This is a genomic window from Mesonia mobilis DSM 19841, assembly GCF_000423405.1.
In the GTDB taxonomy this organism is placed as follows: Bacteria; Bacteroidota; Bacteroidia; order Flavobacteriales; family Flavobacteriaceae; genus Mesonia; species Mesonia mobilis.
On the sequence record NZ_AUHX01000007.1, the window covers coordinates 86,999 to 110,445 of the forward strand.

Consider the following 23,447-nt stretch of genomic DNA (forward strand, 5'->3'; position numbering starts at 1 on the left):
GTGTTCATAATTAGACTAAAGGCTAAACTTGATACATAACATTATCATTAAACATTGATTTGATTTTAAATCAACCGTTCAAAATAAACCACCCTAATATTGTACATAAAATTAAAATATCGTATCTTAGTTTTAAATCAAGAATATGAAAAAAGCAAGATACAATAGAATATCATCTCCAAACCAAAAACTAGAACGTCAGTTAGTACGTAATCACCCTGACGAAATCATTTTTAATGATGTTATCAGTGGTGCTGTGGCGTTTAAAGAACGTGAACAAGGTAAAGCATTGATGGATGCTATTGATAATGGTGATATCAATTTTGTATCGGTAGCTGCGGTTGACCGTCTAGGTAGAAATTTATACGATGTTTTGACTACATTAGAATATTTTAATAATAAGGGTGTGATATTACGAGTTGATAATTTGGGACTTGAATCGATGGTAGATGGTAAGCCTAATCAAGTATTTAAGCTGATTATATCTGTTCTTGGAAACGTCGCTGAAATGGAACGTAATAATCTTAGAGAAAGACAATTAGAGGGCATAAAAATTGCTAAAGCCAAGGGTGTTTATAAAGGTCGAGAGCGTGGTTCTTCGATGAGTGATGAAGCGTTTTTAGAGAAGTATAGAACCGTAGTAAAAGAAATCAATAAGCATCCCAATTTGTCAGTTAGGAAGCTAGCTAAGATAACTGGTGTAAGTGTCGGGACGGTACAGAATGTGAAATCAAAAATGAAAACTATTTAAATCTAAATTATATATATCATTAAAAAGTGTATATATCTGAATTTATCCTATTTATTTCATCAACAAATCTTTTAGTTTTTATCATTGACTCGGTCTTTACATATACTTTTCTCATAGCATTGTTTGGCTTCTTATCTGGATGAGTCATATTATCGGCTATATCAGGGTCAACCCTTAGAATATCTAAATTTGTAAGAAATGATTTTCTACCATCGTGAGCCGAAATCAGCTTGTATTTAGGTTTTTTCGTTTTGATTTCCCCAAAATGATACGTTACATTTTTTTCAATACATTCATCATCAAACTCAAGCAACTTAAATAATTCTTTTAATTTTCTATTTATTGTACCATTAACAGACCATTTAGGAAACACACCACCATGCCTATTAATTATGTCTTCAACAGGTTTCAATATTGGCATATATACCTCAGTATTAGTCTTTTGCTGTGTACTTAAGAAGTATTTAAAATTACATTTTTTTATTACTTTACCATTTTCATCAAATTCTTTATCTTCACAATACTCAATAGGCTGAGAACTCGAATCAACCATACTTTGATACCTCATTCCCGTTAAACTACTTATAATAATAAACTCTTTAGCCATTTGAAGTAAGGTATCATATGACACATCTGTGTCTATCAATTTTCTAAGTTCACGTTGATTGACAAAGATATCTTTAGACGACGGTACACTAGGTGTTTTAAGGTCTGTTAAGTTGACGTCTATAGGGCATACTATACCCGATTGTTTAGCACGTCGAATTGTCTTAATTAAAGCGTCTTGATATTTACGAATCGAATTAACCGAATACCCGTATTTCTTTTTAGTTTGCTTTTTATCTCTAATTGAATCTTCAACTACTTTTTCACCTCGTAAAATTTCATCAGTCACATCCCAGAATTTCCAATAATAGTCAACATCAAAATCTTTAAAAAAAATCTCTTTAGACATCACCGACTCATATTCCTCGATTAAGGTTTTTAATGTTTTATAAGTTTTAATGGTATTTGTAGTAATTTTATCTACCGCATTTTTACCTGCACCATTTTCATATTTTTCGATATCAGCTTGCAAAAATTTTAAAATTGAGACTGCTGAATCATCAACCCTATCTTTTCGATTTAATCGGATTAATAACTCTTCTTTTAATTCTGCTGGTGATGGTGTTTTATTTTCCGCTACATATTTTGATTCAAGTTTCCAAACCTCATCTTTAATTCGATTCATTTTGTTCTCGATAGTTCTATTCGTTCGGGTGTGTTTTTTGAAAATATTTGGGTCGAATTTATACCCAGTTTTAATATCACCAAATTTACTCGGTTGTATCTTGGCTTCGACAGATAACCTACAAGGTAATGACCTCCTTTTACCACTAGATTGCATTTTTGAATACCCATAACTGATACTTACCATTATAAGCTCTTCAGCAGTTCTTTTTTTTTGGTCTTTATTTTTTGGTTCTAAATAGAATCTAAATTTAGGAGGTTTCAAAATACTGTGTTTTTTACTGTGTTTTTTTATGGTATCAAAACTAATAATTTAATTTAAAATGAAACAACTAAATTTTTAAAACCCTCCCTAACAGCACGTAAATAAAGGGGTTTAACAAAAAATGAAATGTAGTGAAAAAGAAAATAAATCTTCCTGGAGGCACCACCGCAGAAACCTCGATCTTTGATCGGGGTTTTTTGTTTTAAGCCTCATTACACTTGACTTCCGAAGGTTTTTTACAAATATTTAATATTAGCTTTTTTCAATTAGGGTGCTACATAGGGTGCAACAAAAAAACCGCTACTACAAAGTAACGGTCTTTTCTGAAAATATCGGTTTTATTTTTTACCGCTTCAATGTAAAGTGAGATTTAAACTGTCTTTTTTGCCCTTCATAAACATAATCTACTAAGAACCAATAATCATTTGATGGCATATTTTTGCTATTGTAAATTCCTGCCCAACCTTTACCCGAAGGAGATATAACAGTTAACAACTTACCAAAACGATCGTAAATACTAACTTTTGCGTTTTTATCGAACTTTAAGTCGTATATATTCCAAGTATCATTAAATCCATCTTCGTTTGGCGTAAAGAAACGAGGATATTTTACAATATCTATTTCTACTGCCTCTGTACCACAATCTCCATATTCACTTTTAACTTGAATTTGATGCGGGCCTGAAGCTACATCGTAAAATTTATTACTTTCCTGAAACCCTCCACCATCTAAACTATACTGGTAATCGCCGTAACCTTTTAAAATTTCAACAGAAATATTAGCTACATCTTCAAAAGGTTGGGTTACATTAACTTTTACCAATGGTCTCCCGGAGTCTTCAACCGTTACCGTTGTGGGTAAATAATTACAATCTGAGCCAATTTCTGGATTCAGCTTTTCAACTTCAACATAATACTCTCCAGCTTCTGTAGCTTCGTATTCTGAACCTGTAAAGATGAGTTCGTCATTTAAATACCAATGCACTCTAAATTCTGAATCATCTAAACCTGAAATTAAATAAAACGATGAATTCACTTCACCTGTAGTAACGTCTCGACAAATCGTTCCTCCTTCAATATAAAGTTGCGGACGCTCATAAATTGTAATTACTATTTCTTTTTCTTCAAAACATTCAGGGTTATTAACAGCACTTGCGTAAACAAATACTCTATACGTACCCGGAACATCGAAAGACAATTCACCTTCTGTTAATTGATTTACTGCTCCAGATGACCAATAATAATTTAATTCAAAATTCTCTTGACTCATCTCTGGCAAAGTATAACTACCGCATCGTTCGATAGTATCTTCAATCACACTTAAATCGGGCTGCGCAATATTTACGGTAAAACTTTCTTCTGTCTCACAAATAAATCTAGTACCGTTTTTTACATAAATAAAAACCTCTCTATTTGTATTGATCGTATAACCAGGATTTAATTGATTGCCTTCACCTCCACTTTCGGTATAATAATTTCCAACACTTAAAGAAGGTAAGGTGTAAGATTCACAAACAAAAACATCTTCTGCCGGCGCTAAATCTAATCCTTCTATATATACGGTAAAAGAATCTTCATTATAACACCCCAATAAATCTTCATATTCATTGTAGATATATATTGTCTGAGTTTCTTCTATGATATCTCCAGGAAATAATTGCTCTCCCTGCGCTAGACTTTCAGTATAATAAGAACCATGATTAATTTCTGGTAATTCATAGCCGTGACAATCATATATATCTGTAAAATTTGAAACTTCTGGATAAGATCTTATTTCTACTTCAAAAGAAGTTTCGTTATCACAACCATTTTCTTCATTATTAATATAAATTGTCTGAGATGAAGTAATCACACCTCCTGCTGCTAATAAATCTCCAGATCTACCTGAATCGGTAAAAAATTGACCATGAACAATTTCTGGCAACACATAGGTTTCATCTTCACACAACACAACATCATTTAAACTATCGACAGGCGGAATGGGTTTTACTTGTATATAAAATGAAGTCGTATTTGTACAATTAGGCATCGTAGTAGTTTGCGCATAATAATAAATGGTTTGGCTTTCTTCTATATAAGCTCCTTCAGGTATTTGATTTCCTTGACCTTCAGCTTCAGTAAAAAAACCACCTACTGAAAGTTCTGGCAACTCATAACCACCACACACGACTAAATCTTGAAATTCAGGCACAATAATTACACTAAATTCATGCTGATTATCACAAACCCCATCATCATTATAAATATAAAATGTATTGGATTGTGAGATCACATCGCCCTCAGACAACATCACTCCATTACCATTAGTATCTGAAAAGTAATCACCATTTTCTATGTGAGGCAGCTCGTAATTTCCACAAGTAACAACATCTTCTAACTCATCTACCAACGGCAACGGCAATATCTCTATCTCGAAATCTTCTTCTCTACAAAATTCTCCTTCAATTTCTGCATAAAACCAAATGGTTTGACTCTCATAAATAAAGCTACCGGACGGTAAAAGATCTCCACCTCCATTTGGACCTCCTTGTTGGGTATAAAACTCTCCCGCAGGTGGATGTGGGATTTGAAACTGACCGCAATGCTGTAATTCAACAGAATAATCTTTAATTAGAATAACTCTAAAACTACTTTGGTTTATACACCCATTTTCATCTGGACCATTAAATATATAAATGGTTCCCGACTCGGTTACCTCATAACCAACCGGCAGTTGTTCTCCTTGACCATTTGGAGAAGAATAATAATTACCGTGTTCAATCTCTGGTAAAAAATAAGATTCACACTCTACCACATCTTCTAATTCTGATACCTGAGGCGGATCGTTTAGTTGAAATGTTACCGGTGCGACTTCTGAACAATAAGGATTTTGATTTTCTTCTACTCTCACCCAAATCACTTCTGAACTTTGACCTGAAGGTATTTCATAATTAGCAAAATCAGCAATAGGATTAGTTCCTGCTAATGCATCACTTTCGGCATTGAAATAAGAAAAATTATAATTAAAGAGCTCCTGAGAATCAACGATAGAAGTATTCACTATCGCCAAAGAAATTTGAGTAGGTATGCCGGGCATGGTACATAACTGAAAAGCATCAGGAGTTTGAAGCTCCATTTGATCATTAATTAACAACTCAAAATCCGTAACAGAAGAGCAATAATTATCTGTTGCCATATTGAATAGTTTCACCAAAACAGTCTGATTACCTAAACTTAGATAATGATCAACTTCAGATAAAGGGATTGGGTTTAAAGATTGTAAATCTTCTTCTGAAGCAAAATAATGAACTACATAATCACTATTTTCTATACCTAAAAATTCAGCATCATTATAGGTAAGATCAAAAACGTGATCACCTTCACCACTATAACAGGCAACAATATCTTCAGGTTCTTGAAGACTTAAATCTGTAAACTCAACTTGATCACTAATTAAACAATTAGTCCCTTCTTTTGTTACCAAAACACCGTAAGTTCCTAATTGACTTGCCTGAATAGTATTAGAAGTTAACCCCGGAATTATCTGACCATTATACGTCCAACTATGATCGTATTCTTCTACATCTAATCCGGTTGATAAAGAATAAACATCTCCTTCACAGATCATTTTGTCTTGACCAAGATCTACATCTGCCGTAAAACTACCAGCATCTAAAAATATCGCTGAATCAAAGTTAGCATCGTTAGAATCTGCAATTACCAATCTAATTTTATAAGGAGTTCCTGGAGTTATGTTTGTTTCTGCTCCCAACAATTTGGTATAACCACGCATATTAACTGTAGAGCTTTCTGGCGTGTTTACATTATAAGTATCAAATAAGTTTCCGTGATCAGACTCACAAGAATTATTAAAATCACTATCCTTAATGTTCTTTACCGATATTGGTGTGTCAGTTCCCGGTATTACTGCTAAATTCTGCATTTCTCCGGTTTCTAAATTAGTTAATAAGAAAGCAAACACATCACTCGAAACACATTGCCATTCTCCATACTCATTAGAAGCAAACAGAAAATTAAATCGAAAATTGCTCGACAACGGCACAAAATCAAATTCTAAGAAAGCTAAATCTGTCAAAATCGATGATTGCCCAGAATCTTGATTAATTTGCTCTAATACATCGTCTGATAAACTATTGACTTGACTACTTAAATTTTCATCGGTATAAGGTCCTTGTGTTAAATAAGCATTACCTGTTCTAATCATCACACCTTCTTCAATAGGAAATGCTCCGCCGTTATTAGTAAAATATGCAACAGATTGTTCAGAAGAAATCTCAACATTAGAAACTTCAACACAAGCGTTATTTAACAATACATTAACTAAATCTTCAGGTGAATTATCATTTTGAGGTATCGAAACCGTCTGTGAAAAACCTGCAAGCGACAACAATAAAATTACGTGGGGTAATAGTTTCTTCATATTCCTTTTCATAATAATTTATAGCATAATTACCTGTCGTCCAAGAGGCAAATCTGCCGATTAAATGCAAATATTATCATAAATTACGATGAAAAGCAAATTTTACTCGATGAAATGCAATAGAGTTTCTTTAAATTGCTATTCGTATTATTTATTTTTAGGCTTATGAAAATCAGATATTTGAGTAATATTAATAGGTTTACTTTGTTTTTATTGCTTATTTGTGTAACATTAGCAATGATGAAGTACGAAAACCCCAAAACTGTTAAAAAAGCGTTAAAAATAAATATTCAGACTCCGGAAGAACTTTATGGTGATCTTTTTTATTCCATTCAAAAAAATCATCATTTATTTAACGACAGTAAAACTTTTGTAGATGCTATTCCTCTTTTTGAAGTTGAAACCATTAGAAACAAATTCTCTCAACTAAATAATCCTAATGATGAAGAGCTAAAAGATTTTGTAATTCAAAACTTTAAGCTACCAAAAGAAAATGCTTCTTACAAAGCAGATTCTTCAGATATCAATGAACATATTTATAAACTTTGGGATGTTCTACAACGCCCGGCCGATGAAAAACATTCAGGAACGTTAATTCCGTTACCACATTCCTATATAGTTCCCGGGGGTAGATTTCGAGAAGTTTATTATTGGGATAGCTATTTTACGATTTTAGGTCTGCAAGAAGACGGTAAAAAAGAACTCATTCAAAATATCATCGATAATTTTTCTTATTTAATTGAAGAATACGGCTTTATTCCCAACGGAAATCGAACCTATTATTTAAGTCGTTCACAACCGCCCTTCTACGCATTAATGATCGATGTTTTAGCTGAAGAAAAAAATGAGCAGGTGTATGCAGAATATTTACCACATTTAGAAAGAGAGTACGCTTTCTGGATGACAGGTAAAAATCAGCTTCAGCAAAAAGAAGACACAAGGCTTCGAACCGTTAAAATGCCGGGCGGAGAAATTTTAAACCGATATTGGGACAATAAGAGCACACCTAGACCCGAAAGCTATATGGAAGATATTGAAACAGCCGAAAAAGCAATTCAACTCTATCCTGAAAAAACAAAAAAAGAAGTTTATCGAGATATCCGAGCCGCAGCTGAGTCGGGTTGGGATTTTTCAAGTCGCTGGTTTTACGACGACAATAATAAAGAGGCAGGATTGCCTAATATTCATACTACAAATATTATTCCGGTAGATTTAAACTGTTTGCTTTATAATCTCGAAAAAACAATTGCAAAAGCTTATCATATTAAAGGAGACGAAGTCAAGCAACAGTATTATTTGGATTTAGCTGAAAAACGCAAAGCAGCGATTCAAAAATATTTTTGGAATGAAGAATTCGGCTTTTATTTCGATTATAATTTTCAAGAAAAAGAGCATACCAATATTTGGTCGCTGGCAGGAATTTATCCGTTATTTTTTGAAGTCAGCAAGCAGCAACAAGCTTATTCAGTAAAAGAAAAATTAGAAGAGAAGTTTTTAGTCCCCGGTGGTTTATTGGCGAGTACTAATTTCACTACTCAACAATGGGATGCGCCAAACGGTTGGGCTCCGCTGCAATATTTAGCTATTGAAGGTTTACGTAATTACCAACAGGATTCTTTAGCAAAAACGGTAAAAGAAAGATGGCTCAATCTAAATAAAAAGGTTTACCAGAGAGAATATAAAATTTTAGAAAAATACCACGTCGTAAATATTAATCGTGAAGGTGGCGGCGGTGAATACCCTAATCAAGATGGTTTTGGATGGACCAATGGAGTTTACAAAAAACTTTCTTCTGAAAAAGTTGAAACTACACAACCGTAAGTTTAATACCCATTGCTTTTATGCGATTAACGACTTTTGAAGAAATTCCGCTATCGGTAATAATATGATGTACACAATCTAAACTGCATATTTTACCAAAACTCTTTTTTCCGAATTTTGAAGAATCTGCTAAAACAATTGTTTTTTGAGCAGACTGAATCATTTTTTGGTTCAGCGCAGCTTCTTCTAAACTGGTTGTTGTGCAGCCGTAATCAAGATCGATCCCATCGACACCAATAAATAATTGATTGCAAGAAATATCGTTCAGAATAAAATTTGCATAATGCCCAATTACCGAAGATGAACTATGGCGAACATTACCTCCTAATTGAATAACATCGTAATCTTTATTTTTAAGCAGCTCCACCGCTACATTTAACGAAGAAGTAATAATATTTAGCTTCCCTTGAATGTTAATAGCTCTTGCCAAAGCTTGCACGGTGGTTCCTGAAGCGATCATAAAAGAATCGTTTTCAGAAATTAAATTAGCAGCAGCTTGAGCGATCCCGTTTTTTTCTTCAATAGAGATTTTTTCTTTTTCATTAACCGGACGATCTTTCATATAAGGATTTTCGAAAGAAGCGCCGCCGTGTGTTCTAAAAAGCAAGCCTTTATCTTCCAAAAGTTTTAGATCCTTTCGAATAGTTACTGCAGAAACATCAAGTTTTTCACATAAATCGGTTACTTCTACGTAGTTGTCTTTTTGAAGTATTTCTAAAATTTCTTGATGTCTTTTCATAAATGCTCAAATTATAAAGGCAAATATAAAAAATAGAACTTCAATACCGCGTTAGAATAATAATAACGTAAAACTCCCAATAAATGCAATTGAAATATTACGAAAGAATTTAGCTTTCGTTTTTATGCTGAATTATCACATTTGTAATTTTTTACTTTCTTTTTGTTTCGTTTTATAATTTTTTTATTATTTTTGACCTGTATTCGTAATTTAACAAAACGATGAGTAATCAAAATATATATTCTAGAGAAGCTATTTTAAGCCAAATAGATGCAAATGAAGAATGGGATGTAATTGTAGTTGGCGGTGGAGCAACAGGTTTAGGTACTGCTTTAGATAGTGCCACTCGTGGTTATAAAACTCTATTATTAGAAATGGCAGATTATGCCAAAGGAACTTCTAGTAAAAGTACAAAGCTTGTTCATGGTGGTGTTCGTTATTTAGCACAAGGCGATATCGATTTGGTGAAAGAAGCTTTACACGAAAGAGGATTGTTAGCGAAAAACGCTCCGCACTTGGTAAAAAACCAAAGCTTTATAATTCCTAACTACAAATGGTGGGAAGGTATGTATTACACCATTGGTTTAAAAGTTTACGATTTTTTAGCAGGTAAATTAAGTTTAGGGAAATCAAAACACATCAAAACGAAAGAAACCATAAGCAGACTTTCAACCTTAAAACAAGAAAAGCTTAAAGGTGGTGTTGTTTATCAGGACGGTCAATTTGATGATTCTCGTTTAGCAATAAATGTTGCGCAATCTTGTATTGAAGAAGGAGCGACTTTACTCAACTATTTTAAAGTAAATGGTCTAGAAAAAGACGAACAAGGAAATATTTCTGGAGTAAAAGCAACAGATACAGAAACGAATACTCAATATACTTTTAAAGGTAAAACCGTAGTTAATGCTACTGGAATTTTCACCGATGAAATTATACAAATGGATAATCCTGAAGCTCGTAAAATGGTTAGACCAAGCCAAGGGGTTCATTTAGTATTCGATAAATCTTTCTTGCCGGGTAACGATGCAATTATGATCCCGAAAACCGATGATGGTCGTGTACTTTTTGCAGTGCCGTGGCACGATAAAGTAATTGTTGGCACTACAGATACGATGTTAGATGAGCATAGCTTAGAGCCAATAGCTCAAGAACAAGAAATAGAATTTATCTTAAAAACCTTCAATAAATACGTAGCCAAACAAGCTACAAGAGACGATGTGCTTAGTATTTTTGCAGGTTTAAGACCGCTTGCTGCACCAAAAGACAATTCAGAAAAAAGTAAAGAAATTTCTAGAAGTCATAAAATTATCGTTTCTAAAGCAGGTTTAGTAACTATTACCGGTGGAAAATGGACCACTTTTAGAAGAATGGCTCAAGACACGGTAAACAAAATTATTAGTCTAGGGAAGCTTCCTAAAAAAGAATGTAAAACAGAACAGTTTGCATTACACGGAGCGCAACCTATGACTAATCTCGAAAATCACTTATATATCTACGGAAGTGATAAAGAGAAGATCGAAAGCTTGATGAAGCATGAGCCGAATCTTGCAGAAAAATTAAATCCGAATTTACCATTCACTAAAGCTGAAGTAATTTGGGCAGCGAGATACGAAATGGCAAGAACAATAGACGATGTGCTGTCTAGAAGAGTAAGAGCTTTATTTTTAAATGCAAAAGCTGCAATAGAAAGTGCTCCCGTTGTTGCACAATTACTCGCACAAGAACTAGGTAAAGACGAAAATTGGAAGAAAAACCAGGTAGAAGCTTTCAATAAAATAGCAAAAAATTATACCATCTAGCTAACCCACAACTCAATAAATAAAAACCTAAAACTGATCTCTTCGCTCGAGCATTCAGAGAACAGTTTTATCTAAATCTTAAATTTTATGGATAAATATATTCTTGCGATAGACCAAGGAACTACTAGTTCTAGAGCTATCTTATTCAACAAAAAAGGCGAAATTCATTCAGTAGCCCAAAAAGAATTTACTCAATATTTCCCAAAACCGGGATGGGTAGAACACGACCCTGCAGAAATTTGGGCAACTCAAGCCGGCGTTGCTGCAGAAGCAACAACCAAGAAAGGACTTAATGGTAAAAACATTGAAGCCATTGGTATTACGAATCAACGCGAAACCGTTGTAGTATGGGATAAAAATACGGGTAACGCAATTTACAATGCTATTGTTTGGCAAGATAAAAGAACTGCAAAATATTGTACAGAACTTAAAGCCAGCGGTAAAGCAAAAATGATTCAAGAGAAAACAGGATTGGTGATCGATTCTTATTTCTCCGGAACCAAAGTAAAATGGATCTTAGATAATGTTGAAGGCGCTCGCGAAAAAGCTGAAGCCGGAGATTTATTGATGGGAACCATCGATACATGGTTAATCTGGAATTTTACTAAAGGTGATCTTCATGTAACCGATGTAACCAATGCTTCTAGAACATTGCTTTTTAATATCAATACGATGGATTGGGATGAAGAGTTATTAGAGCTTTTCGATATACCAAAAAATATGCTTCCTGAAGTTAGAGATTCTAGTGAAGTTTACGGGCATACCAAGACTACAATTTTCGCTTCTAAAGTGCCAATCGCAGGGATTGCAGGAGATCAAATGGCCGCTCTTTTTGGACAAATGTGTACCAAAAAAGGGATGGTTAAAAATACCTACGGAACAGGTTGCTTTATGTTGATGAATATTGGAGAAAAACCAATTATTTCTAAAAACAACTTACTTACTTCTGTGGCTTGGCGTATTAATGGTAAAACAGAATACTGTCTGGAAGGAAGTATTTTTATAGGTGGAGCTGTAGTACAATGGTTACGCGACGGTTTAGGCATTATTCATAAATCTTCACAAGTAGAAAGTTTAGCAAGTTCTGTAAAAAGTAGTGAAGGCGTTTATTTTATTCCTGCGTTTGCAGGTTTAGGTGCTCCTTACTGGAATCAAGAATCTAAAGGAACCATTTTCGGTATTACTCGAGGAACTACAGATGCACATATTGCCAGAGCTTCTTTAGAGGCGATCGCTTACCAAACCATGGATATTCTAAAATCGATGAAAGCCGATTCTGAGATCGATATTCATGAACTTCGTGTAGATGGTGGTGCATCGGTTAATAATATGTTGATGCAATTTCAATCAGATGTTTTAAACACGACTACCGTAAGACCAAAAGTAACTGAAACTACTGCGCTTGGTGCTGCATATTTAGCAGGATTAGCTGTAGGTTACTGGAAAGATACCGATGAAATTCAGGAAACTTGGGAAGAAGACGTGAAATTTCAGCCTACTGAAGAGCAAGAAGAAGTGAAACACGGTATTAAAGGTTGGTATCGCGCTATTGAAGCACTTCAGCACTGGAGTGATAACACAGAAAACGAATAAAAGATGACACCATTTATAGCAGAAATTTTAGGAACTGCCATTCTAATTTTATTAGGTGGTGGCGTGGTAGCCAATGTAAACTTGAATAAAACTATTGGTCAAGGTAGCGATTGGATCGTTATTACTACAGGTTGGGCACTTGCCGTTTTTGCAGGCGTAGTAATTGCAGGTCCGTATAGTGGAGCGCATCTTAATCCGGCGGTGACAATTGGTTTGGCCGTTGGAGGATTATTTCCTTGGGCAGATGTTCCCACTTTTATAGCAGGAGAATTTATTGGCGCTATGTTAGGTGCTTCGTTGGTTTATTTAATGTATAAAGATCATTTTGATGCCACAGAAGATGGTGGTGCTAAAAGAGCGGTGTTTTGTACAATGCCGGTTATCCCAAATACTTTTAGAAACATGATCAGTGAAATTATAGGAACATTCGTATTAATTATTTGTGTTTTCTATTTTGCTGAAGCTTCTTTTGAGACTGAAGTAGGCTCAACCACAAAAGTTGGTTTAGGAGCTATTGGCGCAATTCCTGTTTCATTTATTGTTTGGGCAATTGGGCTTTCTTTAGGAGGTACCACCGGATATGCTATTAATCCTGCTCGTGATTTAGGACCTCGTATTGTTCACGCTATTTTACCTATTAAAGGAAAAATTGATAGCGGTTGGGGCTATGCTTGGATTCCTGTCGTAGCACCACTTATCGGAGCCGTTTTAGCTGCAGTTGTATTTTTAACACTTGGTAAATAAATTGAAAAATGAAATCATTAAAATATCTATTTTTATTCTTCGGGATCTTCCTAAGTCAATCGGCATTCTCGCAAGATCAAGACAATATTATCGAAGAGAGAAACGAAGAGAAATTAGAGGAAAAGGAAGACGAAGAGAAGCTGTTTCATTTTAATCTTCAGCTTAAAAATATGCACTTATGGAGAGGTTATCACGTATCTAACTCTCCGGTAACTGCAGCAGATGTAAATTACACTTCAAAAAACGGCTTTTTTAAAGCAGGACTTTGGGGGGGAAGATCTTTTAACGGTGAGTATACCGAGTATGATTATTACGTAAGTTTTATGCATAAAGGTTTTACGCTTGCTGTTTGGGATATTAATAACACTAGCGATTATCCAGATGTTGGTTTTTTTAATTACGATCGTGCAGAAACTTCACATTTTATCGATGTAAGTTTGGCATATCAATTCAAAAAAATTCCGTTGAAAGTTTCTTGGGCAACCATTGTACAAGGTAGAGATACTTATGTAGACGATAATGGTGAGCTTAAAAATGCTTTTTCTAATTATGTTGAAGCTAGCTATGTCATCTTAGATAAAGAAGATTGGTCTTTAGCAGGTTTTGTTGGCGGAGCGTTTTCTTTTATGAGCGATGCTAACTTTTATGGCGATCACTCTACGATTAATAATGTAGGTGTTATTTACAATAGAGATTTAGAAATTTTAGAGTATACATTACCTGTTTCGGCAACCGCTTCGTGGAATCCGTTACAGGAATATGGTGCAATTCAAGTTGCTGTGAACCTTTTTTAAGTTTGTGTGAGTAAGGAGGTTTTTTAATTTGAACGAGAGAAGTCGGCATTTAGCCGACTTTTTGTTTTATAAATACTGAAAATTGCATAACTCTTCAGAAATCTCCCAAAGCCGCTTTGCTTTTTCTTTATCATTTGAAATAGCATTCGAGTCGACCACTTTTGGTTTCCCTGAATATTCTTGAAAACCCGAAGGCCCCAGATAATCTCCACCCGCTAATTTTTCATCTAAAGCAGCTTTAATTTGAGGTTGCGCTCCACTTTTAGCAGATTGCGTGAACGGATATACAAAGGGCGTAAGCAACTTCATCATTCCTGTTAAATGCCGAAACAAATTGGTTCTCGAAAGTCCGGGATGTGCTGCTAAAGACTTAACTGAAAGCTGTTGTGCTTTTAGTCTTCGGTCTAATTCGTAAGCAAACATTAAACAGGCAAGTTTACTTTGCCCGTAAGCTTTCTGTTTGTCGTAATTGTTTTGAAATTGAAGATCCTCAAAATAAATATCGCCCCATTTATGTGCCAAACTGCTTAAACTTACCACTCTTGCTTCAGCAGCATTTTTTAACGGTTCTAGAAGTAAACCGGTTAACAGAAAATGACCTAAATAATTAATCCCGAATTGTAATTCGAAACCATCTTTAGTTTTCCCATAAGGCGGAATCATTAATCCGGCATTATTCACTAGAATATCTAAACAGTTATATTCAGATTTAAATTTTTCAGCAAAACTTCTTACAGCATCTAAACTCGATAGATCTAAGGGTAGAATTTTTAGTTGAGCTTTAGGGATTTCTTTTAAAATTTCAGCTTTAGCTTTTTCAGCTTTGCTTTCATTTCGGCAAGCCATTACTACTTCAATATTTTTTTCAGCAAAAGCCTTTGTAGTTTCCAAACCTAATCCGGTATTGGCTCCGGTAATAATGGCAATTTTATTCATCGTGATGTTTTTCTAAAAATACTAACCTACATCAATATACAGCGTTAAAAAAAGTTAAAGCCTCTCGCTAAATTTTTCAAGAAGTCATAAATCTATTAAATTGAAAACAAAATTTTATAAAATGAGTCAAGTAGAAGTAAAAGCATACGGCGCAAAAGCTAGTGACGCCGATTTAGAACAATTAGATATTAAACGTAGAGAAGTCTTACCAAACGATGTGAAGATCGATATTTTATACTGTGGGGTTTGCCATAGTGATATTCACCAAGTCCGTAACGATTGGGGCAATTCTAAATATCCTGTAGTTCCTGGGCACGAAATTATTGGTCGCGTTATTGAAACCGGTAACGAAGTTTCAAAATTTAAAGAAGGAGATTTAGTAGGTGTTGGCTGTATGGTCGATTCTTGCCAAGAATGTGAATCTTGTAAAGAAGGTTTAGAGCAATACTGTGAAAACGGAATGGTGGGAACTTACAATGGTAAAGATGAACATTTGGGCGGTCACACCTTCGGCGGTTATTCTGAAACGGTAGTAGTTAGAGAAAAATTCGTATTGAAAGTACCTGAAAATATCGATGCAAAAGGAGCTGCGCCGTTATTATGTGCAGGGATCACCACTTGGTCTCCACTTCGCCATTGGAAAGTAAAAAAAGGAGATAAAGTAGGAGTTATTGGTTTAGGTGGTTTAGGTCACATGGGCGTTAAATTTGCAGCTGCTCTAGGTGCAAAAGTGGTGATGATCACAACTTCACCGGGCAAAAGTGAAGACGCTAAGAAATTAGGAGCCGATGAGGTGTTGATCTCGAAAGATAAAGAACAGATGAAGAAACATGCCGCATCGTTCGATTTTCTGTTGAATACCGTTCCGGTAAAGCACGATTTAAATCCATACATCAATCTTTTAAAAAGAGATACTACAATGGTGTTAGTTGGTGCGATTGAACCGCTAGAAGAAATGCATGGAGGTTTATTAATTACTAAACGAAGAAATGTTGCTGGTTCTGTAATCGGTGGAATCCCGGAAACTCAAGAAATGTTAGATTTCTGTGGAGAACACAATATAGTCTCTGATATTGAAATGATTGATATGCAAAACATTAATGAAGCTTTCGAGCGCGTCACCAAATCTGATGTAAAATACCGTTTTGTGATCGATATGAAGTCTCTGAAAAACTAATTATCACATCAAGTTATATATTCGAAAGCCTAAAGTCTATTATAGATTTTAGGCTTTTAATCATATAAAAGAAAATCCCTGACAGTAAAAACTATCAGGGATTATTATTATTTTAAAAAGCTTTAACGCTACTATTCTACCGGTTGGTCTTTTTTGTAAGCATCACTATGAATGTTTGCTACAGCTCTACCCGATGGATCGTTCATATTTTTAAACGATTCGTCCCACTCTAAAGCAGTTGGTGTGCTACAAGCAATCGAAGGCACTGAAGGTACCGACAAGGCTGCAGCATCACTCGGGAAGTGTTCTGTAAAAATTGAACGATAATAATATTCTTCTTTACTACTCGGCGGTTGTATTGGGAATTTAAAATGTGCGTTGGCTAGTTGCTCATCGCTCACTTTTTCATTAACCATTTCTTTTAAAGTATCGATCCAACTGTAACCTACTCCATCAGAAAATTGTTCTTTTTGGCGCCAAGCTACACTTTCTGGTAAATAATCTTCAAATGCTTTACGAAGCACCCATTTTTCAATACGTTCCCCATTAATCATTTTATCTTTTGGGTTTAAACGCATCGCAACATCCATAAACTCTTTATCTAAGAAAGGTACTCGACCTTCGATACCCCAAGCACAAAGTGATTTATTAGCTCTTAAACAATCGTACATATGTAGTTTGTCTAGCTTACGAACGGTTTCTTCATGAAATTCTTTATCGTTTGGCGCTTTATGAAAATAAAGGTAACCACCAAAAATCTCATCTGACCCTTCTCCGGAAAGTACCATTTTAATTCCCATCGACTTAATGTGTCGAGCCATTAAATACATGGGCGTAGAAGCTCTTACGGTAGTTACATCGTAAGTCTCCAGATGGTAGATCACATCTTTAATCGCATCTAAACCTTCTTGAATGGTAAATTTTATTTCGTGATGTACCGTATCTAAATGGTCGGCAACTTTTTGGGCTGCCGCTAAGTCTGGTGAACCTTCTAAACCAATTGCAAACGAGTGTAAACGTGGCCACCAAGCTTCATCGGTATCTTGACTTTCAATACGCTTTTGTGCATATTTTTTTGCTAATGCTGAAGTAATAGATGAATCTAAACCTCCTGATAGTAAAACTCCATAAGGAACATCACTCATTAATTGACGGTGTACGGCTTTTTCTAAAGCTTCGCGTAAATCTTCGATACTGGTTTCATTATCTTTCACATTGTCATACTCCATCCAATCACGTTCGTACCAACGCTGAAAACCTTCTTCTTTACTTGATAGGTAATGCCCCGGAGGAAATAATTCAATCTTCATACATTTACCTTCCAACGCTTTTAATTCTGAAGCTACATAAAAGGTTCCGTTTTCATCCCAACCAATATAAAGCGGGATTATCCCCATATGGTCTCGCGCAATGAGGTATTCATCAGTTTCTACATCGTAAAGAGCGAAACCAAAAATACCATTGAGTTCATCTAAAAATTTCGCTCCTTTTTCTTTATAAAGTGCGAGTATAATTTCGCAGTCAGAATTGGTCTGAAAGTTATAATTACCATTTAGCTGATTTCGTAGATTAAGGTGATTATAAATTTCACCATTGGCAGCAAGTACCAAATTACCATCTTCAGACAACAAAGGTTGTTTCCCTGAAGTGGGATCTACAATCGCCAAGCGCTCGTGCGCCATAATGGCCTTCTCGTTACTGTACACACCGCTCCAATCTGGACCACGGTGACGAATACATTTCGCCATTTCCAGTAACTGAGGTCGTAACGTTTCAGAGGCTTCCTCTAGATCGAAAGCGCAAACAATTCCGCACATAAAGTTACATTTTAAATAAATTAATTAATAAATAATAAAAATCAACCCTGCTATAGAGTTGATTTGTTTGTTGAATCAACTAATATAAATGAAAAAACTTAGAACAAACTCGGAAAATGATGTGATTTTTGGAGATTTTCTGAATGTTTAAAAACTCAGTGATTTAGCGTTAATTAATTAATTTTTAAATAAAATATAATCCTAAAATTTAAGAATCTGACAAATATGATTTTCTTAAGAGATTAATAGAATATCATTTGTAACTTTCTAATAAAAAGATGAAAGCTATATTTACTACACGAGCCGGCGGACCTGAAGTACTTCAACTTCAAGAAACCGAAAAACCTTCTCCTCAAGAACACGAAGTTCTCCTAAAAATTAAAGCAGCCGGGGTTAACCGAAGCGATATTTTAACGCGTGAGAATCCTGATGCATACGGTGACGATTTGCCTTCAGCTAAAATTCCCGGGTTAGAAGTTTCCGGAGTGATTGAAGCTATAGGCTCTCAAGTTTCTAACTTTAAAATTGACGATAAGATTTGCGCCTTAGTAGCCGGCGGCGGTTATGCCGAATATATTTGTGTTGATATACGTTTATGCTTGCCCATTCCCGAAGGTTTGAGTTTTGTAGAAGCCGCTTCGTTACCGGAGGTGATCTTTACGGTTTGGTTTAATTTATTTCAGCAGGCGAATCTAAAATCTGGAGAAAAATTACTTATTCACGGTGGCACGAGCGGCGTTGGCGTGATGGGTTTACAAATTGCCAAGGCTTTAGAAATTGAAACATTTGCTACAGCGGGTTCTTCTGAAAAAATAGAATTTTTAAAGAACATTGGGGTTTCCAAAGCGATCAATTATAAAGAAGAAGATTTTCAAGAAGTATTGAAAGATGAAAAGCTTGATGTGATCTTAGATATGGTTGGTGGCGATTACACAAATAAAAACCTGGAACTACTTCAACCCAAAGGAAGACTCGTAAATATTAATGCCATGAAATCTGCGGAAGTAACCATAGACCTTTGGCAGGTTATTTCTAAAAATATCACCTTAACCGGAAGTCTTCTAAAACCTCAACCTATTGATGTAAAAGCCAAAATAGCTCAAGAAATTAAAGCTAAAGTTTGGCCGCTTTTTACTTCCGAAGAAATAAAACCTGTGGTCTATAAGAAATTTCCGCTATCAAAAGCGAATGAAGCTCATAAATTAATGGAAAGCAGCAATCATATTGGTAAAATAATTCTCGAGGTTAAATAGCATATTTTCGAGCTACTCGTTTGCGGTTAAGCATGACAGAAATACAAATTAAAGCTCCTAAAAACGCCATAAAAGCGCCGACAACTTCTGGTGAAGTGTAACCAAATCCGTTATCAATAGGTATTCCTCCGAAAAAAGCTCCTAAAGCATTTCCGATATTAAAACCGGCCTGCATACTCGCTGAAGCTAACATTTCTGCTCCTTTTGCAGATTTGATCATTAACATCTGAATAGGTGCGATTACCGAAAACGCAACGATACCGGTAATAAAATTCATCACTAGCGATAGCATTTGGTTTTCAGCAACTAGTTTAATTCCGAAGAGACAAATAACCATAGTGAAAAGCAAGATCGTTCCTGCTTTAATAGGTGAAATAGCATCTGCCAATCGACCACCAATATAATTACCAATCGTCATCCCTACTCCTACCATCATCAAGATAAATGTGACGTTAGATTTTGCAAATCCGCTTACATCAGTAAGTAGCGGAGTGATATAACTGAACCACGCAAAAAAGCCTCCCGTACCAACTGCCGTAATAAGTAATACCAACCAAGGTTCTAAATGTTTAAATATTTTAAGTCCTTCTTTGGGTTTTTCACCTTCATTTTTTTCAATTTTAGGCATCCAAAAGATCAAAGAAAGTATCGCTAACAGTCCAATTGCAGCGACTATTAAAAAACTATAGCGCCAAGAAATACTTTGCCCGACATAAGTTCCTAACGGGATACCAACAATATTCGCAAAAGTTAAACCACTAAACATAATAGCGATCGCACTCGCCTCTTTGCCTTGCTTCGCTAATTTACCGGCAACTACGGCACCAACTCCAAAAAAAGCTCCGTGTGGTAAACCTGAAAGTAAACGGGTTACTAAAAATAAATTATAGGAAGGCACGATGATCGACAAACCATTAAACACCGTAAATAAAACCATTAAGCCTATGAGAAGTTTTTTAGGTGGAAAGTTACCGGCAATGAGCACCAATAATGGCGCACCAATTACAACTCCTAATGCATATGATGAGATAAGGTAACCTGCTTCTGGAATACTAACCGATAGATCTGAAGCAATATCTGGCAGCAAACCCATCATCATAAACTCTGTCATCCCAATCCCAAAACCGCCAATGGCTAAGGCGATTAAACTTTTTTGAATATTCATATTGCTTCAATTTGAAGCTGCAAATGTAGTCGGAATTTTAAACTGAAAAGAAAACTAATGATAAAGTTTTACTACCGCAATATAGAGTTTACTAACGATATCGATTGAGATTATAAATTCATTCTTTGGTAATTTCTAAAATTTTCTCTTTCGTAATAGGTTTGGTTAAATAACCTTTTACTTTATCAAATTGTTTAGCACGTTCTTGATCGGAATAATCGATAGATGAAGTTGCCAAATAAATGCAAGAGTCTTTAAAATCTTCTTTATTAATATTTTCAAGAAACTCCCAACCATCCATTTTAGGCATATTGATATCGAGTAGCATGATTTGGCATTTGCAATGGTTGTTTTTATAGTAGTTGAAAGCATCTTCGCCATTATAAAATGTTCTTATAGCGATGTTCCCATCAATTCTATTGATAAGTCTTTTCATTAAGAGTTGGTAAACTCTATCGTCATCTACTATACAAATTTCCATACTACTTTTTAAAATACAGGGTAAAAACAGACCCTTTATTTAACTCGCTTTCAATTTCAATTTTACCTCCTAAAGCTTTCATCTGGTTGTTGGTTACAAACAAACCTATACCTCGTGAGTTTTTAAAATCTGTAAAAGTTTCATACATGCCAAAGATCTGACCTTTATAAGAGTCTAGATCGATGCCAATACCATTATCTTTAATTTGAAGAATTTTAAACTCTTCGGTTTCACTAAAGATAAGATTAATTTCTGAATTTCTCTGCTTATCTCTATATTTTATAGCGTTAGAAATAATATTGAGTAGTACACTTTCTAAGTATGCGGGATTAAATTTAAGTTGCTCTCCTTCAGGGATATTTTCGGTGATCGTTATGTTGTTGCACTTAATTTCTCTTTTTAAAATGTTTTTTATTCGCTGCAAAAATGGCTTTAAAGTTATTTCTTCAACCAAACCGCCATCACTTTTTTGAATGTGAATCACTTCATTTAAATCGGTTAAAGTTTCATCTAAAGAAATGGTGACTTCTTCTAATAAATTAAACATTTCTTTCTTCTCTTCAAAAGTTTCTAGATCTCGAATTAAATGAATTAAGCCTTGAATATTGCTCGAATGCGACCTTAAGTTATGAGAAACAATGTAAGAGAAATTCAACAAACGTTCATTTTGCTCGACCACCATTTGGTAAGAATGCTGCAAGTTAATCATCGCTTCTTTCTTATCGGTTTGATCGACTGTCGTTCCTTTTACTTTGAATATTCCGTTTTCTGAGGTTTCGCACTCAACCCGCGTTAAAATATGTTTTAGCTTATTATTAGTATCTAGTATTCTATGCTCTAAGGTCGTTCCTTCTTTTGTTTCTAGTATTCTCTTTAAATCTTGCTTATATTTTTCAAAATCTTCAGGATGAACTCTATTCGATAATGTATCACTATCAAGTTTTTGGTTTTTATCAATATCAAATATCTTATACATTCGATCTGACCATCTTATTTTCCCTTTTTCAGGCTCCCAATCCCAGTAAGCAAGTTTAGAGATTCGAATGGCCATTTGCATGCGATCTTGTAAGTCTTTTAATTTCTTTTCAGATTTTTTACGTTTGGTTACGTCTTCAATTAAAAGAATATGGGTAATTTGATGGTTTACTTCTAAGGCTGAATTTGTTACCCTAACAATTTTCTTTAGGCCTCGTTTACATATGAGCTTGCCTTCAAACTTATCGTAATTCAAAAGCTTTTTAAATGAATCGTCTTGAAGCTGAAGAAACTTCGAAAACCTTTCACCTTTTAATTCATCAATCGTATAGCCGGTCTTCGATAAAAATTTCGGATTCGCTTCTATAAATTTTTCATTTTCATCTAAATGAATAATTGACATACCCGCTTCCTGAAAAATTGCTTTATACTTAATTTCAGAATTTAAAAGTTTAGCGGTTTGCAATTTAATATAACGCTGAAGTTGAGCCGGGCGCTGCAAAACTACGTAAGTTAAAAGCGCACAACCAAAGGCTAGAAATAAACCAAAAATTAAAAAAGGTGAAGCGGCAATAAAAGCTTTATGTGAGTTATCTTGACCTAAATAAATTTCCCATTCGGCGTCTTCAACAACAATTTTTTCAGCTTTACTAAAATCGAAATCTTCACTATTATTATCATTAAAAATTTCTCGCTCTCCGGTATTGGGGTTTATTTTGGTAAACCTATAATTATAGCCTTCATCAGCCAAGTTTTGAATTCCCGACTTTTCTAGAAAAGTTTCTAAGTTAATCATCACCGCAGAGAAACCCCAAAAGCCATCATCTGCATAAACAGGCAATCTTCCTATAATACCAAAGCCGCCTTGTTTAAATTTTAAGGGTCCGGCAAAGAACATTTTACCACTTTCTATCGACTTTTTCGCTTCGGTTTTTGAATACTCATAATCAAGAACATTTAAACCAATTGCTCCTTTATGCTTTTCGTAAGGGTAAACATATTTTATTACTCCATCGGGCACTAACTCTATTCCGTCAATATTTGGGTTAGAATTAAAAAGTTTTTCAGCAACTGTATTAAAATTTTTGGGTTTTCCGTTATCGTCTATAGTTAAAGCTATAGATAATGTAGTAACATAGCTACTTTTTAGAATTTGATCAATTTTTCCCTCTACCTCTTGTAAAGTTTCGGTTGCTTTATGCGCTTCTTTTTCTTGATTAATCCATAAGTCCTTCTGAGCTATCAAAAAAGAAAGCCCAAATACCACTACAAAAGTTAATGTAGAAAGTAAGTACGGATGGTTGTAAAACCAATGTATATGATAACGGTTATCCTCTAATTGCATTTAGAGTAGAAATAGTTAGTGATTAGCTAATCTAAGAAATATGACAAATTTCTTACAAATTTTCTTTATTTATTTAATAAAATTATCAATATGCTGTATTTCTGCTTATTTTTTTACCTTTAACCTAAAATGTTTTAAAAATA

Annotated in this window: 16 protein-coding genes and 1 pseudogene; 8 read left to right on the forward strand and 9 right to left on the reverse strand. The window is 34.7% G+C overall.

Going from position 1 to position 23,447, the window contains the following annotated elements; genetic code table 11:
- Positions 1-145: 145 nt before the first annotated feature.
- Complete coding sequence (locus tag G551_RS0107520; RefSeq protein WP_027884987.1) at positions 146-751, forward strand: recombinase family protein; 606 nt, start codon at positions 146-148, stop codon at positions 749-751.
- Positions 752-770: 19 nt separating this feature from the next.
- Here the strand turns inward: G551_RS0107520 and G551_RS0107525 are convergent, their stop codons facing one another.
- The 3 genes and pseudogenes from G551_RS0107525 to G551_RS16950 form a co-directional block, all read right to left on the reverse strand.
- A complete protein-coding gene (locus G551_RS0107525; RefSeq protein WP_027884988.1) occupies positions 771-2,246 on the reverse strand; it encodes a site-specific integrase in 1,476 nt (491 codons plus the stop codon).
- 345 nt (positions 2,247-2,591) lie between these two features.
- Positions 2,592-5,852, reverse strand: a complete 3,261-nt coding sequence (locus tag G551_RS0107530; RefSeq protein WP_378913887.1) for a T9SS type B sorting domain-containing protein — start codon at positions 5,850-5,852, stop codon at positions 2,592-2,594.
- Positions 5,853-5,894: 42 nt separating this feature from the next.
- Positions 5,895-6,677, reverse strand: a pseudogene (locus G551_RS16950) (choice-of-anchor L domain-containing protein); the annotation flags it as partial.
- Positions 6,678-6,830: 153 nt separating this feature from the next.
- Here G551_RS16950 and treF point away from each other — a divergent pair.
- Positions 6,831-8,486, forward strand: coding sequence for an alpha,alpha-trehalase TreF (treF, locus tag G551_RS0107535; RefSeq protein WP_027884990.1), 1,656 nt, complete (start codon positions 6,831-6,833; stop codon positions 8,484-8,486).
- On the opposite strand, the gene G551_RS0107540 is transcribed toward treF, so the two are convergent.
- A complete protein-coding gene (locus tag G551_RS0107540; protein WP_027884991.1) occupies positions 8,473-9,225 on the reverse strand; it encodes a DeoR/GlpR family DNA-binding transcription regulator in 753 nt (250 codons plus the stop codon). The genes treF and G551_RS0107540 overlap by 14 nt on opposite strands.
- A gap of 221 nt (positions 9,226-9,446) precedes the next feature.
- On the opposite strand from G551_RS0107540, the gene G551_RS0107545 reads away from it, so the two are divergent.
- The 4 genes from G551_RS0107545 (at position 9,447) to G551_RS0107560 (ending at position 14,155) form a co-directional block, all read left to right on the forward strand.
- Complete coding sequence (locus G551_RS0107545) at positions 9,447-11,024, forward strand: glycerol-3-phosphate dehydrogenase/oxidase (protein ID WP_027884992.1); 1,578 nt, start codon at positions 9,447-9,449, stop codon at positions 11,022-11,024.
- A gap of 87 nt (positions 11,025-11,111) precedes the next feature.
- The gene (gene glpK / locus G551_RS0107550; RefSeq protein WP_027884993.1) at positions 11,112-12,617 is read left to right on the forward strand and encodes a glycerol kinase GlpK; all 1,506 of its coding nucleotides are present in this window, start codon (positions 11,112-11,114) and stop codon (positions 12,615-12,617) included.
- Positions 12,618-12,620: 3 nt separating this feature from the next.
- Positions 12,621-13,361 (forward strand): MIP/aquaporin family protein, encoded by a 741-nt coding sequence (locus tag G551_RS0107555; protein ID WP_027884994.1) that lies wholly within the window; start codon positions 12,621-12,623, stop codon positions 13,359-13,361.
- Positions 13,362-13,369: 8 nt separating this feature from the next.
- Positions 13,370-14,155, forward strand: coding sequence for a hypothetical protein (locus tag G551_RS0107560; protein WP_027884995.1), 786 nt, complete (start codon positions 13,370-13,372; stop codon positions 14,153-14,155).
- 66 nt (positions 14,156-14,221) lie between these two features.
- On the opposite strand, the gene G551_RS0107565 is transcribed toward G551_RS0107560, so the two are convergent.
- A complete protein-coding gene (locus G551_RS0107565; RefSeq protein ID WP_036243499.1) occupies positions 14,222-15,091 on the reverse strand; it encodes an oxidoreductase in 870 nt (289 codons plus the stop codon).
- 121 nt (positions 15,092-15,212) lie between these two features.
- Here G551_RS0107565 and G551_RS0107570 point away from each other — a divergent pair, with 121 nt between their 5' ends.
- Positions 15,213-16,268 carry an NAD(P)-dependent alcohol dehydrogenase gene (locus tag G551_RS0107570; RefSeq protein WP_027884997.1) on the forward strand — a complete coding sequence of 352 codons (1,056 nt, stop codon included), beginning with the start codon at positions 15,213-15,215 and terminating at the stop codon, positions 16,266-16,268.
- Positions 16,269-16,399: 131 nt separating this feature from the next.
- Here G551_RS0107570 and asnB read toward each other — a convergent pair whose 3' ends face one another.
- Positions 16,400-18,085, reverse strand: coding sequence for an asparagine synthase B (gene asnB, locus G551_RS0107575; RefSeq protein WP_027884998.1), 1,686 nt, complete (start codon positions 18,083-18,085; stop codon positions 16,400-16,402).
- Between the two features lie 278 nt (positions 18,086-18,363).
- Here asnB and G551_RS0107580 point away from each other — a divergent pair, with 278 nt between their 5' ends.
- Entirely contained in the window at positions 18,364-19,338 is a 975-nt protein-coding gene (locus G551_RS0107580; protein WP_027884999.1) for an NAD(P)H-quinone oxidoreductase, read from the forward strand.
- Here the strand turns inward: G551_RS0107580 and G551_RS0107585 are convergent.
- The 3 genes from G551_RS0107585 to G551_RS0107595 form a co-directional block, all read right to left on the reverse strand.
- Entirely contained in the window at positions 19,331-20,503 is a 1,173-nt protein-coding gene (locus tag G551_RS0107585; protein ID WP_308426751.1) for an MFS transporter, read from the reverse strand. The genes G551_RS0107580 and G551_RS0107585 overlap by 8 nt on opposite strands.
- Before the next feature lie 118 nt (positions 20,504-20,621).
- A complete protein-coding gene (locus G551_RS0107590; protein ID WP_036243501.1) occupies positions 20,622-20,984 on the reverse strand; it encodes a response regulator in 363 nt (120 codons plus the stop codon).
- A 1-nt stretch (position 20,985) separates the two neighbouring features.
- The gene (locus tag G551_RS0107595; RefSeq protein WP_027885002.1) at positions 20,986-23,304 is read right to left on the reverse strand and encodes a sensor histidine kinase; all 2,319 of its coding nucleotides are present in this window, start codon (positions 23,302-23,304) and stop codon (positions 20,986-20,988) included.
- Positions 23,305-23,447 lie beyond the last annotated feature (143 nt).

Excerpts from the sequence above, each read along its gene's own strand:
- G551_RS0107520 (WP_027884987.1), top strand. The coding sequence starts at position 146 with ATGAAAAAAGCAAGATACAATAGAATATCATCTCCAAACCAAAAACTA.
- G551_RS0107530 (WP_378913887.1), bottom strand. The coding sequence starts at position 5,852 with ATGATCTGTGAAGGAGATGTTTATTCTTTATCAACCGGATTAGATGTA.
- treF (WP_027884990.1), top strand. The coding sequence starts at position 6,831 with ATGAAAATCAGATATTTGAGTAATATTAATAGGTTTACTTTGTTTTTA.
- G551_RS0107540 (WP_027884991.1), bottom strand. The coding sequence starts at position 9,225 with ATGAAAAGACATCAAGAAATTTTAGAAATACTTCAAAAAGACAACTAC.
- G551_RS0107545 (WP_027884992.1), top strand. The coding sequence starts at position 9,447 with ATGAGTAATCAAAATATATATTCTAGAGAAGCTATTTTAAGCCAAATA.
- glpK (WP_027884993.1), top strand. The coding sequence starts at position 11,112 with ATGGATAAATATATTCTTGCGATAGACCAAGGAACTACTAGTTCTAGA.
- G551_RS0107555 (WP_027884994.1), top strand. The coding sequence starts at position 12,621 with ATGACACCATTTATAGCAGAAATTTTAGGAACTGCCATTCTAATTTTA.
- G551_RS0107560 (WP_027884995.1), top strand. The coding sequence starts at position 13,370 with ATGAAATCATTAAAATATCTATTTTTATTCTTCGGGATCTTCCTAAGT.
- G551_RS0107565 (WP_036243499.1), bottom strand. The coding sequence starts at position 15,091 with ATGAATAAAATTGCCATTATTACCGGAGCCAATACCGGATTAGGTTTG.
- G551_RS0107570 (WP_027884997.1), top strand. The coding sequence starts at position 15,213 with ATGAGTCAAGTAGAAGTAAAAGCATACGGCGCAAAAGCTAGTGACGCC.
- asnB (WP_027884998.1), bottom strand. The coding sequence starts at position 18,085 with ATGTGCGGAATTGTTTGCGCTTTCGATCTAGAGGAAGCCTCTGAAACG.
- G551_RS0107580 (WP_027884999.1), top strand. The coding sequence starts at position 18,364 with ATGAAAGCTATATTTACTACACGAGCCGGCGGACCTGAAGTACTTCAA.
- G551_RS0107585 (WP_308426751.1), bottom strand. The coding sequence starts at position 20,503 with ATGAATATTCAAAAAAGTTTAATCGCCTTAGCCATTGGCGGTTTTGGG.
- G551_RS0107590 (WP_036243501.1), bottom strand. The coding sequence starts at position 20,984 with ATGGAAATTTGTATAGTAGATGACGATAGAGTTTACCAACTCTTAATG.
- G551_RS0107595 (WP_027885002.1), bottom strand. The coding sequence starts at position 23,304 with ATGCAATTAGAGGATAACCGTTATCATATACATTGGTTTTACAACCAT.